The organism is Citrobacter pasteurii, assembly GCF_019047765.1.
GTDB classification, from domain to species: domain Bacteria; phylum Pseudomonadota; class Gammaproteobacteria; order Enterobacterales; family Enterobacteriaceae; genus Citrobacter; species Citrobacter pasteurii.
Genome location: NZ_CP077262.1, coordinates 324781 through 339341, shown reverse-complemented (window position 1 = coordinate 339341; position 14561 = coordinate 324781). Strand labels below are relative to the sequence as shown.

Annotated in this window: 13 protein-coding genes; 2 read left to right on the top strand and 11 right to left on the bottom strand. The window is 54.9% G+C overall.

Annotated features, from left to right (window positions below; genetic code table 11):
• Nucleotide 1: 1 nt before the first annotated feature.
• The 5 genes from I6L54_RS01665 to dagR form a co-directional block, all read right to left on the bottom strand.
• Entirely contained in the window at nucleotides 2-862 is an 861-nt protein-coding gene (locus tag I6L54_RS01665; RefSeq protein ID WP_005121522.1) for a PTS system mannose/fructose/sorbose family transporter subunit IID, read from the bottom strand.
• A complete protein-coding gene (locus I6L54_RS01660) occupies nucleotides 859-1608 on the bottom strand; it encodes a PTS mannose/fructose/sorbose/N-acetylgalactosamine transporter subunit IIC (protein WP_003023960.1) in 750 nt (249 codons plus the stop codon). Before I6L54_RS01660 ends, I6L54_RS01665 begins: the two co-directional genes overlap by 4 nt.
• A gap of 25 nt (nucleotides 1609-1633) precedes the next feature.
• On the bottom strand, nucleotides 1634-2119 hold the full coding sequence (locus tag I6L54_RS01655) for a PTS sugar transporter subunit IIB (protein ID WP_005121521.1): 486 nt from the start codon (nucleotides 2117-2119) through the stop codon (nucleotides 1634-1636).
• Between the two features lie 12 nt (nucleotides 2120-2131).
• Nucleotides 2132-2557, bottom strand: a complete 426-nt coding sequence (locus I6L54_RS01650; RefSeq protein ID WP_040231533.1) for a PTS sugar transporter subunit IIA — start codon at nucleotides 2555-2557, stop codon at nucleotides 2132-2134.
• A gap of 211 nt (nucleotides 2558-2768) precedes the next feature.
• A complete protein-coding gene (gene dagR / locus I6L54_RS01645) occupies nucleotides 2769-5567 on the bottom strand; it encodes a transcriptional regulator DagR (protein ID WP_040231530.1) in 2799 nt (932 codons plus the stop codon).
• A 204-nt stretch (nucleotides 5568-5771) separates the two neighbouring features.
• On the opposite strand from dagR, the gene I6L54_RS01640 reads away from it, so the two are divergent.
• Together I6L54_RS01640 and I6L54_RS01635 are read left to right on the top strand one after the other, a co-directional pair.
• Complete coding sequence (locus tag I6L54_RS01640; RefSeq protein ID WP_040231528.1) at nucleotides 5772-6065, top strand: YicS family protein; 294 nt, start codon at nucleotides 5772-5774, stop codon at nucleotides 6063-6065.
• A gap of 92 nt (nucleotides 6066-6157) precedes the next feature.
• Nucleotides 6158-7540 carry a 6-phospho-beta-glucosidase GmuD gene (locus I6L54_RS01635; RefSeq protein ID WP_040231526.1) on the top strand — a complete coding sequence of 461 codons (1383 nt, stop codon included), beginning with the start codon at nucleotides 6158-6160 and terminating at the stop codon, nucleotides 7538-7540.
• Between the two features lie 55 nt (nucleotides 7541-7595).
• On the opposite strand, the gene nepI is transcribed toward I6L54_RS01635, so the two are convergent.
• The 6 genes from nepI to uhpA form a co-directional block, all read right to left on the bottom strand.
• Nucleotides 7596-8780, bottom strand: coding sequence for a purine ribonucleoside efflux pump NepI (nepI, locus tag I6L54_RS01630; protein WP_005121516.1), 1185 nt, complete (start codon nucleotides 8778-8780; stop codon nucleotides 7596-7598).
• A 169-nt stretch (nucleotides 8781-8949) separates the two neighbouring features.
• On the bottom strand, nucleotides 8950-9402 hold the full coding sequence (locus I6L54_RS01625; protein ID WP_040231524.1) for a DUF1198 family protein: 453 nt from the start codon (nucleotides 9400-9402) through the stop codon (nucleotides 8950-8952).
• A gap of 125 nt (nucleotides 9403-9527) precedes the next feature.
• Nucleotides 9528-10919 carry a hexose-6-phosphate:phosphate antiporter UhpT gene (uhpT, locus tag I6L54_RS01620; protein ID WP_040231523.1) on the bottom strand — a complete coding sequence of 464 codons (1392 nt, stop codon included), beginning with the start codon at nucleotides 10917-10919 and terminating at the stop codon, nucleotides 9528-9530.
• A 141-nt stretch (nucleotides 10920-11060) separates the two neighbouring features.
• On the bottom strand, nucleotides 11061-12389 hold the full coding sequence (uhpC, locus tag I6L54_RS01615) for an MFS transporter (RefSeq protein ID WP_040231521.1): 1329 nt from the start codon (nucleotides 12387-12389) through the stop codon (nucleotides 11061-11063).
• A 9-nt stretch (nucleotides 12390-12398) separates the two neighbouring features.
• Nucleotides 12399-13901 carry a signal transduction histidine-protein kinase/phosphatase UhpB gene (uhpB, locus tag I6L54_RS01610; RefSeq protein ID WP_040231520.1) on the bottom strand — a complete coding sequence of 501 codons (1503 nt, stop codon included), beginning with the start codon at nucleotides 13899-13901 and terminating at the stop codon, nucleotides 12399-12401.
• The gene (gene uhpA, locus I6L54_RS01605) at nucleotides 13898-14491 is read right to left on the bottom strand and encodes a response regulator transcription factor UhpA (protein ID WP_005121502.1); all 594 of its coding nucleotides are present in this window, start codon (nucleotides 14489-14491) and stop codon (nucleotides 13898-13900) included. Before uhpA ends, uhpB begins: the two co-directional genes overlap by 4 nt.
• Nucleotides 14492-14561 lie beyond the last annotated feature (70 nt).

Sequence of the window (14561 nt, the reverse complement as noted above, 5' to 3'; positions counted from 1 at the left end):
CTTACAACACTCCCAGCAGCGAACAGACCACGCTGAGCGCGACAATCGACAGCAAAATGGTGGTGTAACGCGGTCCTTTCTTCACCAGATAGAAGTAGATGGCGAACACCGCCGCCAGCGGCAACAGACCGGGAGCAATAGAGTCGAGGATTTGCTGAACCACCACTTCAGAACCTTTCAGGGCGCTGAGTTTTAACGGCGTGGTGATCTTGACGTAGCTTGCCGACAGCGCCCCCATCATGATCAGGCCCAGCACGTTCGCGCCGTAGATAAGCTCCTTTATTCGCCCTCCCTGCAGCAGACCAATTATCGAGTCACGCCCCAGCGTATAGCCTTTGTGCACCATGCCATAGCTGATTGCCAGCGTAATAGCAGGATAGAGAATTAACGGCACAATTCCGCCCATCGCGCTGCCATTGGCGGCAAACGGGATGAAAATGGCAATTAGCAGCGGCATCACGGCGGCCCAGATGATCGAGTCTCCCATCCCGGCCAGCGGCCCCATCAAGCCCGTTTTTATCCCGGTGATGGATGCGTCGCTGATCGGCTCACCGCGCGTTTTCTGCTCCTCCATCGCAATGGAGATCCCCTGAATTACCGCCCCGAACGTCTGCTCTGAGTTGAAGAAGTTCAGATGGCGTTTCAGCGCTTCTACCTGTTCCTCTTTTTGCGGATAGAGCTTTTTGATGATCGGCGTCATCGAGGCGCAGAAAATCAGGCTCTGCAAACGCTCATAGGAGCTGGAAACTTCCGCACCCAGCCAGTAGATAAACCAGGCTTTGGTGATATCGGCTTTGGTCAGCGTGCCGCTTTCACGCGCACGCTCCACCAGTTCATGTTGCATTACGTCGCTGCTCATCATGCTGCTCCTTCATTTTTCGCCAGACCTTTAATCAGGAAGGCCACGCAGGTACCAAAGATTGCCATCGCCATGATGTCCACCTTCAGGTACAGCACTGCGAAGAATCCGCCGATAAACCACGGCAGCAGGCTCTTTTTACCGATCACCATAATGGTGATGGCGAAGCCCAGCGCTGGCAGAATGCCGCCCATAATTTCAAAGGAGTGCGTCAGCCAGTGCGGCATCAGCTTGAGGAAGCTTTCCACCACATCCTGACCAAAATAGTTGGCGGCGAAAACCACCGGGAAACGCAGCACCAGCCCAAGCAACGCCGGGTAGAGGAACGCACAGCGCATGATACCCGCCATGTTGGCCGTTTCCGCATGTTTGTCGGCCATATGCACCCATGCCGCGTTTAACGTGCGGCGCAGCTGGTCGAGGAACACACCGATGACGCCAAATGGGATCGCCAGCGCGATAGCCAGGTTCGGGTCCATTCCGGCCTTCACGGCGATAGGAATTGAAATACAGGCGGCCAGCGCCGGATCAGAGGGCACATTACCACCCGGCGTGGAGGTCACGCCGAGGTAAACCAGCTGCATACCTGCGCCAATGATCATCGCCGTTTCCATGTTGCCTAACAGCAGGCCAACGAATACGGCAATCACCACCGGTTGCAGCAGCATAGCGGAGAAGGTGTAGCCAAGGCGTAAACGGGCAAACCAGTAATACAACCCCATCAGGCTTGCGAAGACTAAAGTATCCATAGTTAATTACCCTGTTATCAAAGAGTTAGAATTTTTTCAGGATATCGTCCAGCGACTGCGGCTTATCTTCCGGGATGGTCTGGAAGAACACCTGAATCCCACGATTTTTCAGGTCGCTCAGAATGCCGACGTCTTTTTCATCCAGCGTAATGTTCTGGAATACCGCTTTGCGGTTTGGCCCACCGCCCAGCCCACCGACCTGAATAGTGGTGACATCAAAGCCCAACTGGACCGCTTCCTGCACCGCCACCAGAGAGGGGAACAGCACCAGCACTTTGCCGTCACCAAGCTGGTTTTCTTTCCAGGCGGCAGCAAAACTTTGGTTACCGAAGCAATCCACTTTGATGTTCGGCGGCGCGGCCATCAGGTAGATATTTTTCATAAACGGATCGGCATCCAGCTCATCGCTGACCACCGCAATCCGGTTGGCCTGAGATTGTCCAACCCACTTGGTCACCACTTGTCCATGAATCAGACGGCTATCGATACGACATAAGACGATGTTTGCCATGATGTTTATTCCTTATTGTGATTGTTGTAATTGACGCACGTGGGCGACAACGTCCAGGCAACTGCTACGCCCGGCTTCGACCAGTTCAGCCACGCAGGTGGTCAACTGGCCATGCTCGCGTTTGTCGAGCGCCTCCAGTAGCAAAGAGGCATTGAGCCCGGAAATCACAGCCACCGGGTAATCGGCACTCAGCCGCGCCGCCACGTTAGAGGTGGTGCCGCCAATAAAATCGGTCAGGATCAGTGAACCTTCCGGCATGGTTTTCACCACGGCTTCAACGCGCTGGTAAAACTCGCCGAGCGTATCAACGGGCATCAGCGCAATTTCCGTCACGCCTTTGATTTCACCCATCACCATGCGCAGGCTGTTGCAAAGCTGTTGCCCCCAGCCGCCATGGGTCAGCAGCAGGATCTGGGGCAAGGATTCAGTGGTAGTCAAAATGGCCTCCTGGCTCGATTACATGAGACTTGCGATGCCTGATGGCGCTTCGCTTATCAGGCCTACGGCAAGTGCTTTGTAGGCCGGATAAGGCGTTTTATGCCGCCATCCGGCAAACTCATCAAAGTAAGAGCAAAGGCTGTGCCAGAATTTGTGTCACGCGGGGAAGAGAGGAGCGCTGGCGAGGCAGGAAGCCGCGCCAGTAAAGGGATTAGCTATACAGCAGTTCGTAGATATAAAAATACTCCGCGTCCGATAAGCGAATGGCATAGGCCTCTTCGATCGGCAGGAAAGCGGATTTAATGACACTAAACGCGCGATTATCCAGATCCGGCTTGTTCTCCAGCGCCATCTGTAACGGTTTACGGTTAATCACGATACGCTCGACCATACAGCAGCAGTGGATCAGGAAGCGCAGTGTCACCTGACGACTCGGTTTCAGGGCAAGCGCAGTGGTCAGATGGTTAAGCACACTCTCCATCTCTTTCAGAATACGCTGCGGGTTGAGCACCGAAATATGGTTAATGATGCTCTCCATAGTCAACGCGCTGATAAAGCGCATTGCGCTGCGCTCCATCTCCACGCGGCGTTCGCTGCTGGAGAGATCCGGCGTCAGCAGACTGAGCACCAGCTCGGGGCCTTGCTCAGAGAACAGCTCCTCGAGCGAGATAAACGGAATATCCGGCAGTCCTGGCTGGAAAGTCCCCACTATTCCCGCCAGGCGTTCACTGGCGTTAATCGCCTGCTGCACGCGCTCCAGACTGCGGACTTCATTGTAATCGAGGATCACCATCCGCGTGTCCTGCGACATCAGCTCGCCGAAGCTCTCTTCCAGCACCTTTTTGATTTTTTCTGCCGTTCCCATCCCGGTGATGCAGGAGATAACCAGCACCTTACCGCTGTTTTCCTGCTGCGGCGTGCAGAGCTGACAGGGGATATCTTTACTCTGCATTAACGCCGCCAGCTGCGTTAAGTCGCTGGTTTCGTAGCTTAAATCCAGCCCAATCTCCAGCAGGCTGGTGAGCGTGATATTGGGCATTAGCAGTACGTCTATCTGGAATAACTTACTGATCGTGCTACCAAAATGCACCAGCGAACCAATATCCACCATCAGGATCAACCGGCGATATTGTCGGGTCTGGATCATCTGTGTCAAAGCTTCCAGCGTGTCATGCACCGACTGCTCAAAAGGCATATCGATAGCGCTGAACACCTCGCGCTCCAGCACGCGATTCACGTACTGCGCCTGGCTTGTCGCCGTCGTCGCACCGTGGGCAATCAAAATCACCCCGCAATCCGGACTGGCATCAATCCGTTGGCGGTAATGGCGACACTCTTTGAGGAACAGGCACAGCCAGACCACTTCCGTCGCCGGACACTGAATATGCAGCAGTTCATTGATTTTCCGGCATAGTAGCGTGGCGTTGTCATATTCATCTTTACAGCGATCGAGGATCAGGCTGGAAGAATAAAGTTGCGGAATAAGGCCGCGCTGCACATAGCCAATCAGCGCCAGGAAGTGTTTGCGCAGCGGATTAACCAGATTCTCCGGCAGCGTGAAACCGAGCACCTGTTCAACGCAGCCGATCAGCAGCGTGACGCGCTCTTCTATCTGATCGCCATAGCGCGGCGGATGCCCCACGCTGTCACGGCTGTAGAGACCATATTCAAAAATCGAACTGAGCTTGTTTTTGAGGATCGCCAGCGTTTCGGCTGGCGGCACGTTGCTGTTACGCAGGTTGATATATTCGCGGGTCAGGAAGCTGTAGAAGAGATCGCTCTCTTCAATTTCGGCTCCGGTGGCCAGCGAATTTTTCAGCGCGGGCAGCGTGCGGGCATCGATGCTTAAATGCTCTTTGCCTTCGAACAGTGCGCCAACCAGCAGACGCTGTTCCGGCGTGGCGTTAAACGAAATCTCCGCCAGACGTTTATCCAGCTGTAGCGTGTCGCTGTGCCCGGTCATCCCTGAGGCCCAGGCCTGGGCGCAGAGAAACTGAATGTCGCTCTTAAGCTGACCAATGTTACCTTCCAGCGGCTTGTTCAGTAGCCAAAGCAGTAAGGTGCGGTCGATGCTTATCGTACGCTCGATTTTGCGGCTCTCACGCTGCAAGAAGCCAACGATAAGCTCAACCTGCTCTTCCACCGAACGCTGGCGGATGCCGGGCAAATCGATACACACCTGAATACGTCGCTGGAAGGTACGCAGCAATGCCGAACTCACCGGCTCGGTGGTGGCGCAAATCAGGCGCACCGAAATAGACCGCGCCACGGCGCTTGAGCCCAGCGGCCGATATTCACCTTTGTCGAGAATAGAGAACAGCTTTTCCTGACCTTCATACGGCAGACGATGCACTTCGTCGAGCAGCAAATAACCGCCGTCGGCTTGCTCGACCAGACCGGGTTTATTTTCATTTGCGCCGGTAAATGCCCCCTGTCGATGACCAAACAGGTGCGAAGAAAGCAGCTCCGGGTTATGGGCGTATTCCGCGCAGTTAAAGTAAACCAGCGGCGGCGACGCTCCCACTGCGCGTTCGCAGGCAAAACGGTGCATCAGTTCGGCAAAAAAGGTTTTGCCGACGCCGGAGGGACCGGTCAGCAGAACGTGCAGCCCGTGGGGATACAGCACCGCCGCGCGGCCTTTTTCCACCGCGTCGCGCAGGCTACGATCGTAACCAATCAGGCCGAAGAAGGGATCCTCTGTTGCCTGATTTTCCTGAACCGGCAACAGGTCGGCAACGGTTTGCACTTCGCGCTCGGACTCATCCAGTTTGCGCCCCAGCAGCGTTTCAATCGCCTGACGATGCAGAAAGAATACCGGGCGTCCGCGGCTTTTAATCGCCAGGCCGTCGTTCCAGAGCTGATTGAGATCTTTACTGACCGAGTTGCGCGCCAGTCCGAGGTTAAAGCCGATAGCTTCTGCTGTGAACGCCGTTTCCTGCGCCAGATGGGCAAGATTCAGTCCTCGCGTCAGCCGTTCCAGCTCCCCCAGTATTATCTCAATCCGTCTCATCTCTTTACCGCTTAAGAAATAAATGATTGTTCAGAACATACACTATTCTGCTGCGCAAGAAAGTGAGGAGAAGAGGAGAAGCCATCTACAACTTACAGACGAGACCGTTTTCCCTGGTAATGCAGACTGTTGAGTGAGTCATGTGCAATGTAGTGTCTACACTTAGTCTTGAGATGATGCGCATCGACAACAAGGATTATTATCATGAAACGAGCCGCTTTACCGCTTATTGCCATTCTTTTCACGCTGCCGGGTTTAGCGCAGGCCGAGTCGGCTTACGGCTCTCTACAGTCCGTTCATGAAAAAAACACTGTATTGAAGGACTTACGCAAGATTTGCACCCCGCAGGGTTCACCCTCCGATGAGATGTGGGAAAAAACGATTATGGCTGATACACGTAATCAGCAGCATATCCGCGAGGCTATTCTGGCAATACAACGAAATAACCAGAACACCTACTGGGAAGCGTTGGGCAAAGTTGAATGCCCGGATTTGTAACTATCGTATTGAAAAACGAGCTCTGTAACCGGTTTCTGTTTAGCAAAATCGCCTATTGTGTAGGGAAGTGAAATACATCAAGGAGCAAGATAATGCGATACCGTTTTCCTGATAACTTTTGGTGGGGGAGTGCCTGCTCGGCGTTGCAAACCGAAGGGGATAGCCTGAATGGCGGCAAAAGCCAGACAACATGGGACGTGTGGTTCGACCGCCAGCCAGGGCGTTTCCACCAGGGGGTTGGCCCGGCAAACACCTCAACGTTTTATCAGCACTGGAAACAGGACATCGCACTGCTCAAACAGCTGAAACACAACAGCTTCCGCACTTCTATCAGCTGGTCACGACTGATCCCGGACGGTACTGGCGAGGTTAATCGTGAGGCTGTCGATTTCTATAACAACGTCATCGACGAACTGCTGGCGCAAGGCATTACACCGTTTATCACCCTGTTTCACTTCGATATGCCGATGGTGATGCAGGAGAAAGGCGGCTGGGAAAACCGTGACGTGGTTGAGGCGTTTGGCCGCTACGCGCAGACCTGTTTTAACATATTCGGCAATCGGGTGAAGCACTGGTTCACCTTTAACGAACCGATTGTCCCGGTAGAAGGCGGTTATCTGTATGATTTCCACTACCCTAACGTAGTGGATTTCAAACGCGCGGCCACCGTGGCGTATCACACTGTACTGGCGCATTCCACGGCGGTGCGCGCGTATCGCGCCGGAAACTACGGCGGTGAAATCGGTGTGATCCTAAATCTGACGCCGTCTTACCCACGCTCGCAAAACCCGGCGGATGTAAAAGCCGCGCACCATGCGGATCTGCTGTTTAACCGCAGCTTCCTTGACCCGGTACTAAAAGGGGAATATCCGGCGGATCTGGTCGAACTGCTGAAAGCGTACGATCAGCTACCAGCCTGTCAGCCAGGCGACAGTCAGCTCATCGCCGAGGGGAAAATCGACCTGCTCGGTATCAATTATTATCAGCCGCGCCGCGTGAAATGTCGTGATACTGCCGTCAATCCAAACGCGCCGTTTATGCCGGAGTGGCTGTTTGATTATTACGAAATGCCGGGGCGTAAAATGAACCCTTACCGTGGCTGGGAAATTTATGAGCCAGGTATTTACGATATTATTACTAATCTTCGTGATAATTACGGCAACCCGCGCTGCTTTATTTCTGAAAACGGTATGGGTGTGGAAAATGAGCAGCGTTTCGTTGAGCAGGATCAGATCAACGACAGCTACCGCATTGAATTTGTATCTGAACATCTGAAATGGCTACATAAAGGCATCAGCGAAGGGTGTAATTGTCTTGGCTACCATATGTGGACTTTTATTGATAACTGGTCCTGGCTCAACGGATATAAAAACCGCTACGGTTTTGTCCAGTTAGATTTAGACACGCAAAAACGTACGGTGAAAAAGAGCGGCGAATGGTTTGCCCATACCGCCGAGAACAAGGGTTTTGATTGATACCGTTGTCAGATAGCGGTATTGCCTGATAGCTGTGCGCCATCAGGCAATACTCTCACTGCATTCTGACCTTCATCGTGACCAGAAGCGCCGTCAACAGCATCAGACTGCCGGAAAGCATCAGGGGCGACAGCAATCCGAGGTTATCGAGCGCATAGCCTCCCACTGCGGCCCCGCAGGTATTGGCAAGCTGGATCACGGCAACCTGCACCGATCCGGCTTTTTCTGCCTGATCGGCCAAAGAACGGGTGATCCACGTCGACCAGCCTACCGGTACCAGCGCAAACGCCAGTCCCCAGATAATCGCAATGCCAGCCGCCACCACTTTGTCGCTGCCCCACAGGATCAGAACCAGCGCACTGAGCGCCAACACCAGCGGCGCACCGGCTAAGGCCAGTTTGACCGAGCGCTTCAGAATCACCGAAGAGAGCGACGTCCCGACAAAGCTGGCGATACCAAAGCTCAACAGCACTAACGTCAGGCCATCAACATCAAAGCCCGCCAGATTCATGTATACCGGACGGATGTAGGTAAAGAAGGCAAACTGCCCGGCAAAGGACATAAAGATGGCGATCATGCCAGCCATCACGCCCGGACGTTGCAGCAGGCTGAACATATTTTGTTTTTGGTGCGACGGTTCACCGGGCAGCGATGGCAGCGCTCTCACCACCCAAATCGTGCACAGCACGCCCATCACCGCCGCCGCATTAAACACGTTACGCCAGCCGATAATACCGCCTAAAAAGCTCCCCAACGGCGCGGCAATCACCAGCGCGATAGAGACAGCGCCAAAAATCACCGACAGCGCTTTCGGCACCGTACGAGGGGGAACCAAACGCATGGTCAGCGACGCCGACATTGCCCAGAAACCGCCAAGCGCCAGACCGAGGCAAGCGCGGCCAATGAGCAGCAGCGAAAAAGAGTTGGCAAAGGAAACCAGCAGGCAGGAGAGCGTCAGCAGCACTGAGAACAGGATCACCACATAGCGACGATCGGTCGCCTGGATGATTTGCGTCACAAACAGGCTGGCGAACATAGCGACAAATGCCGTCACTGTCACCGATTGCCCCGCCACACCTTCAGAAATCCCCAGATCCTGCGCCATCGGCGTTAACAGGCTCACGGGAAGAAACTCAACGGTTATCAGGCAGGCAACGCAGAACGCCACGGCGAATACCGCCGACCAGTTAGGTCGGGTATTCACTTCAGCGCGGGATTTTTGTTCAACAGCTTCACTCATTTTGTTACCTGCGTGGGGTTATTGTAGAAAAGTTACGCAGTGTAACATTAAATGTGTGACGTATTTAACGTTTCAACAACTTTCTCCGCCGAATGGCGATGTGGCTTATTCCATCTAAGGCAGGGCCCTTTTTTCGACCTGAGAAGCGTAACGCCACCAGGCATAACTATCAATGTAACCAGTGCACGCCATCTTCGGGCTGGAAAAAGGCGTTATAGCGCATCTGAAACGCATTTATCTCCTGCATATCCGGTTCCATTTCGCGCAAAAAACCAAGCGCCAGACGCACCTGCGCGTCGGTAATCGGCGCGGCCAGCCGAGCTTTTTGCAGCCAACGGTGCCACTGCAGCAGATTTGGCTCACTGCCGTCGACAATCACGATTTGCCAGATCAACAGCACCTGGGCCGCATTTTGCAGATGCGATTCGTCAGGGCGGTGCAGGTACTGTAAAAACGCCTCGCCCTGCACTTTTCCCATCTGATCGATCATCGACTCTACCGGCACGACATCAATATTCAGTCGCTCGCTCAGACGGCGAATTGCCCGTCGAGATCCGGACGTCAGCACCCGAAACCCCACAACAAAAACAACCACCAGGGTGGCCAGCATTATCCAAATCATGCGCACATCCATTACCAGACAGGATGCCCATCATAGCGGCAAATTTATCTCTGTCGATGGATGAACGCCACGGCATAAAAAAGCCCGCCATTAAGGCGGGCAAAAGTTACCAATGCACACTTAACTTAAGCGACTTTCAATTGTTGAATCTTTTTCTCGCGGCGAATTTTACGCTCTTCAAACACGGCCACGATTGCCATCAGGCAGATACAGCCGATGGCGGCGGCATCCAGCGCGGCGAAGGTTCCTGCCCAACCGGTGAGGCCGAAAATCGGCGTGCCGTCGGCAATCATCCCCAGACCCAGCTTGGCAAAGCTGTCACCGATCAGATAAGCGAAAGTACCTTTGATCCCATCGGCTGCGCCGATCGCTTTTTTCGGCACAAATCCGACTGCCGCCACGCCGATTAACAGCTGCGGACCAAACACCAGGAAGCCGAGGGCAAACAATGAAGCCAGGTAAACGTACTGGTTGCTGGCGTGCTGGTAAACACCGAGCGTGGCAATAATTAATGCCAGCGCCACGCAGGCCACCAGCGCCCGGCGACCGTTCGCCAGATCAGACAACCAGCCCCACAGCAACGTACCGACCAGCGCACCCACTTCAAACAGGGTAAAGCCCTGAATCGCCACTTCTTTGGAGAGTTTCAGTTCCTGGAACGCGTACACGGTAGACCACTGGTCGATACCAATACGCACCACGTACAGGAAGATGTTGGAGAAGCACAGCAGCCAGATCACTTTGTTTTTCAGCACGTACTCAACAAAGATCTGCCACTTGGTCATGTCATTTTCTTCGGTCTCTTTGTCTTCTTCGCTGATCTCTTCACCGAACAGCTCTTCAGCTTTCCCCAGACCATAAGATTCCGGGGAGTCGCTGCCATAGCGCAGGCCGATAAAGCCAACAATCAGGGCGATAATCGACGGGAAGATAAACATACCGATGACGTGGCCGTCGAACAGGTAGTTGGCACCAAACAACGCCACACCAGCCGCACCGGCACCACCGAGGTTGTGGGAAATGTTCCACATACCGAGGTAAGAACCACGTTTACGGCGAGGCGTCCATTTGGTGATGGTGGAATAACTACAGGAACCGCCAGTACTCTGGAAGAATCCGCTCAGCGCGTAGAAAGCAATCATCAGGAACAGGCTGGTTGAGCCTGCGCCCATGCTGGCGCTGAAGCCGAGCATACAGATGGCGGAGAGAATCAACATAAACGGCAGGAACTGCTTGGTGTTTTTGCCATCCGCGTAATAAGAAACCAGCGTTTTACCCACGCCGTAGGTGATGGAGAAGCCCAGGCCAATCATCCCCAGCTGCGTCATGCTCAGCCCGTAGGTGGAGATCATGTCGTTCTGCGCGATGTTGAAGTTTTTGCGGATCAGATACATGGTCAGGTAACCAATAAAGACCACCAGATAGGACTGCATGAACGGTTTGAACCACATTTTACGCCGCACATCGAGCGGCAGATCCAGGGTTGGCTTGCGCACCTGGTTTAAGAAGGCCAGCATAGGACTCTCCGAGCTAATTTTTATACCTGCGAATAGCAGGCATTGTAAAAATCAGCCCGAGATCACGCCTGAGACAGCGTCCAGGTGAAACCGGGAAAATTTCTTAGTTTTACCCCACTCGGGGCAAAAAGGTGAGGTACATCACGCTTCACCAGGCTCACGCGGCGCCTGGGCATTCAAAAACGGCAGCAGCAATAGCGCGGAGATCCCCGCGGCGATAGCGATAACCACAAAGAATCCGGTCCAGTGCCAGACCTCCATCACCTTCGCCAGCGGCCAGCCGGAGAGCGAAGCTCCCAGATAAGCGAACAGCCCGACAAACCCGGTCGCCGCCCCTGCCGCCTCTTTGTGCGAGCACTCTGCTGCCGCCATACCAATCAGCATTTGCGGGCCAAAGACGAAGAATCCGGTGGTGAAAAAGCACGCCGCCTGCATCACATAGCTGGCGAACGGCATCAGCCATAGCGAGCCGACGGAGAGCAAAATCCCGGCGGCAAAAATCAGGTTCATTGGCCCACGATTGCCGTTGAACAGCTTATCTGACCCCCAACCCGCCACCAGTGCCCCGATAAACCCGCCCAGTTCAAACATGGTCACCGCGGTGTTGGCGGTCACCAGATCGACCCCCAGCGTTTCTGACATGTACAGATTACCCCAGTCGTTGATCGCCGCACGTACCACGTACACCAGCACATAACACAACGACAGCAGCCAGATGTAGGGATTCAGCAACACATAGCGGGTGAGGATTTCTTTGCGGGTTAAGCCTGCGCCCTCCTGCTGCTGGGCAATTTCTAACTCATCGTGTCGCCAGTCGCCAACCGGGGGTAAGCCAATCGCCTGCGGCCTGTCGCGCAACCGCCAGCACAGGAAAAATCCCACTACAATCGCCAGTATTCCGGCAATCATCATTCCTGCACGCCAGCCATAATGCAGCGCCGTCGCCGCCATCACCATCGGGATCAGCGCCCCGCCGACGTTATGCGCGGTGTTCCATAGCGCCCACCAGCCACCGCGCTCAGTACGCGAATACCAGGCCGTTAGCAAACGAGCGCATACCGGCGATCCCCAGCCCTGGAAGAACGCATTCAGTGCCCACAGTAGCGCAAAGGCCCAAAGCGAGGTCGAGAAACCAAACAGGATGTTTACCACGCCGGTTGCAATCAAGCCAATGCCCATAAAATAGCGGGCGTTGGAACGATCGCTGACGATACCAGAGACAAACTTCGACAGGCCGTAGGTGATGTAAAACAGCGTTGCCAACAGGCCAATGTCGCTGCGGGTCAGTACGCCGCTGGTCAGGATATCCGGCACCGCAGCGTTGAAGCTTTTGCGCGTAAAATAAAACAGCGCGTAGCCAAGCCAGATGGTGGTCAGAATATGCCGCCGCCAGTAGCGATAACGGGCATCCACCTCACTTTTATTGGTAATGAGTGGCGCATTCGCCGGGGCTTTTAGAAACTGAAACATTGCCATTCCTTACACATAACGCTGAGGCAAAGAGACGCTGACCCGCGTACCGTGCGTACAGGATATCGAAAGCTTACCGCCGAGGGCCGTAATGCGCTCACGCATCCCGGTGAGGCCAAATCCCTGCTGATTCGAACCCGGCGGCAGGCCGCTGCCATCGTCCTCAATCACCAGCATCAACCGCTCATCCTGTAGCCAGCCCTGCAACGTCACCGCACTGGCATTGGCATGCTTAACAATATTGTTCAGTCCTTCCTGGCAGACGCGAAACAGCGTCACCCGCTGGCTTTCGCTGAGTTCTGATTCATCAATATGCCAGTCGAGATGGCTGACGATACCGCGACTTTCCAGCTCCATTTCCCGCATCAACGAACGGATAGCTTGCTCCAGCGTTAAATCATCTAACTGGCGCGGGCGTAAACGCCCCAACAGGCGACGTACCGAATCGTATACCCCGAGTGAAAGCTGCTCGATATGCGCCCCACTGCGCTTCACCCCTGCGTTTTCCGGCGCCAGCCGCTGAACGATACCCGCCTGGGTACGAATGGCGGTAATGGTCTGCCCGATATCATCGTGCAGCTCGCGCGCCACGTCGCGACGCACGCTTTCTTCGGTTTCCAACAAACGCTCGGCCAAACGATGATTACGCGCCAGCTCGTTTTGCAGCGACTGATTGAGTTCACGCAGGCGCTGAATACCCGCGCCGAGCAGCAGCCCGGTCAGGCTCTGCGCCAGCAAGGAGAGCAGCAAGTCGACAGGATGGTCGTGCCAGGTCTGGCTGGCAATCAGCGCGATGGCATTCATCAGCGTGGCGATCAGCGCCCCCTGCCAGCCATAGTGCCAGGCAAGTGCAATAATCGGCAGCGCCAGGCAAAACGGCGTAAAACGTGACAGCTCATTCGGCAGCCCCAACTGCAACCACAGGCTGACACTGAACAACAGCAGATACCAGACCAGATGTCGTCCGCGCCAGTTCACAGGTTGAGAAACCACCGCCGGTCCCAGCGGCAGCCAGGTGGTGCTGGTCAGATAGTGCCAGAATACCAGGCAGATCGGCGCCAGCGTCAGCCCACCGGTGAGTGTTAGCAGCAGCACGGTCCACGCCTCTTCACCTTGCCCAAGCCAAGGTAGCGATTGCAGCAGTGCCGCCGCGGTCAGCGCTGCCCCCTGTAATAACAATGTGCGCCAGTCACGTTGATGGCGGAAACGTGAGGTCAGTGCGACAGGAAGTAAGGCGAGAAAGCTACCGATCACCAAAAGTGGCAGATGGGACAGCGCCACTTCCTGCGCCAGCCAGAACAGAAGCAGCCATTCCGCACCCAACAGCACCGGCCAGTAGCCGCGCGGACATTGCAGCAGCAACCCCAGGCGCAGGCCGAATGGAAACAGCAGCACTGCCAGCTCCGGGCGTTCAACCAGATGCAGGCTGATGCTCCACAGGCAAAACCATGCGGCAGAGAAGATAAAAAAGCAGGCAACAATGGTGACTAACCGGGAAAAGAACGTGTTCATTGCCAGCCGTCAAACATCCGCCGAGCCAACTCAACATCGTTGCTTACGCCCAACTTTTCCATCAGGTTGGCGCGGTGCACGTGTACCGTTTTTGGTGACAAGCCCAGTTCAGCCGCAATCTCTTTGACTGCCATCCCTTGTGCCAGTTTTTCTGCCACCTGACGTTCGCGTTTTGTGAGCGGGTCCTGACGTCCGGCCGCCAGTTTGACGGCGATGTCCGGCGTTAAATAACAGCCGCCGGTTGCCACGGTACGCACCGCGGCAATCAGCTCATCAGGGCTACAGCGTTTTGAGAGGAAACCTCGCGCCCCTGCGTTCAACGCCTGTTCCACCAGCGCCGGGCTGTCGTGGACGGAGAGCATGATAATCGCCATGCCTTTTGGCAACTGGCTTAACAGTTCGAGGCCGGAAATGTCAGGCATGGAGATGTCGCAGATACAGACCTGCACGCCGCGCCCCGGCAATCCTGCCAGTGCCTCGCTACCTGAGCCAAACTCAGCCACAACCTGCAAATCGGGTTCCAGCCCCAACAGTTGGGCAAACCCGGAACGGACGATAAGGTGATCGTCGATAAGGGCAACGGTAATCATGGGTTATGTCCTGGTGCTGGAAAACGCCTGATGGCGCTGCGCTTATCAGGCCTACAAGAAGGTAGGCCGG

Excerpts from the sequence above, each read along its gene's own strand:
- I6L54_RS01635 (WP_040231526.1), top strand. The coding sequence starts at position 6,158 with ATGCGATACCGTTTTCCTGATAACTTTTGGTGGGGGAGTGCCTGCTCG.
- uhpC (WP_040231521.1), bottom strand. The coding sequence starts at position 12,389 with ATGTTTCAGTTTCTAAAAGCCCCGGCGAATGCGCCACTCATTACCAAT.
- uhpT (WP_040231523.1), bottom strand. The coding sequence starts at position 10,919 with ATGCTGGCCTTCTTAAACCAGGTGCGCAAGCCAACCCTGGATCTGCCG.
- I6L54_RS01640 (WP_040231528.1), top strand. The coding sequence starts at position 5,772 with ATGAAACGAGCCGCTTTACCGCTTATTGCCATTCTTTTCACGCTGCCG.
- I6L54_RS01665 (WP_005121522.1), bottom strand. The coding sequence starts at position 862 with ATGATGAGCAGCGACGTAATGCAACATGAACTGGTGGAGCGTGCGCGT.
- dagR (WP_040231530.1), bottom strand. The coding sequence starts at position 5,567 with ATGAGACGGATTGAGATAATACTGGGGGAGCTGGAACGGCTGACGCGA.
- I6L54_RS01655 (WP_005121521.1), bottom strand. The coding sequence starts at position 2,119 with ATGGCAAACATCGTCTTATGTCGTATCGATAGCCGTCTGATTCATGGA.
- I6L54_RS01660 (WP_003023960.1), bottom strand. The coding sequence starts at position 1,608 with ATGGATACTTTAGTCTTCGCAAGCCTGATGGGGTTGTATTACTGGTTT.
- nepI (WP_005121516.1), bottom strand. The coding sequence starts at position 8,780 with ATGAGTGAAGCTGTTGAACAAAAATCCCGCGCTGAAGTGAATACCCGA.
- I6L54_RS01625 (WP_040231524.1), bottom strand. The coding sequence starts at position 9,402 with ATGATTTGGATAATGCTGGCCACCCTGGTGGTTGTTTTTGTTGTGGGG.
- uhpA (WP_005121502.1), bottom strand. The coding sequence starts at position 14,491 with ATGATTACCGTTGCCCTTATCGACGATCACCTTATCGTCCGTTCCGGG.
- uhpB (WP_040231520.1), bottom strand. The coding sequence starts at position 13,901 with ATGAACACGTTCTTTTCCCGGTTAGTCACCATTGTTGCCTGCTTTTTT.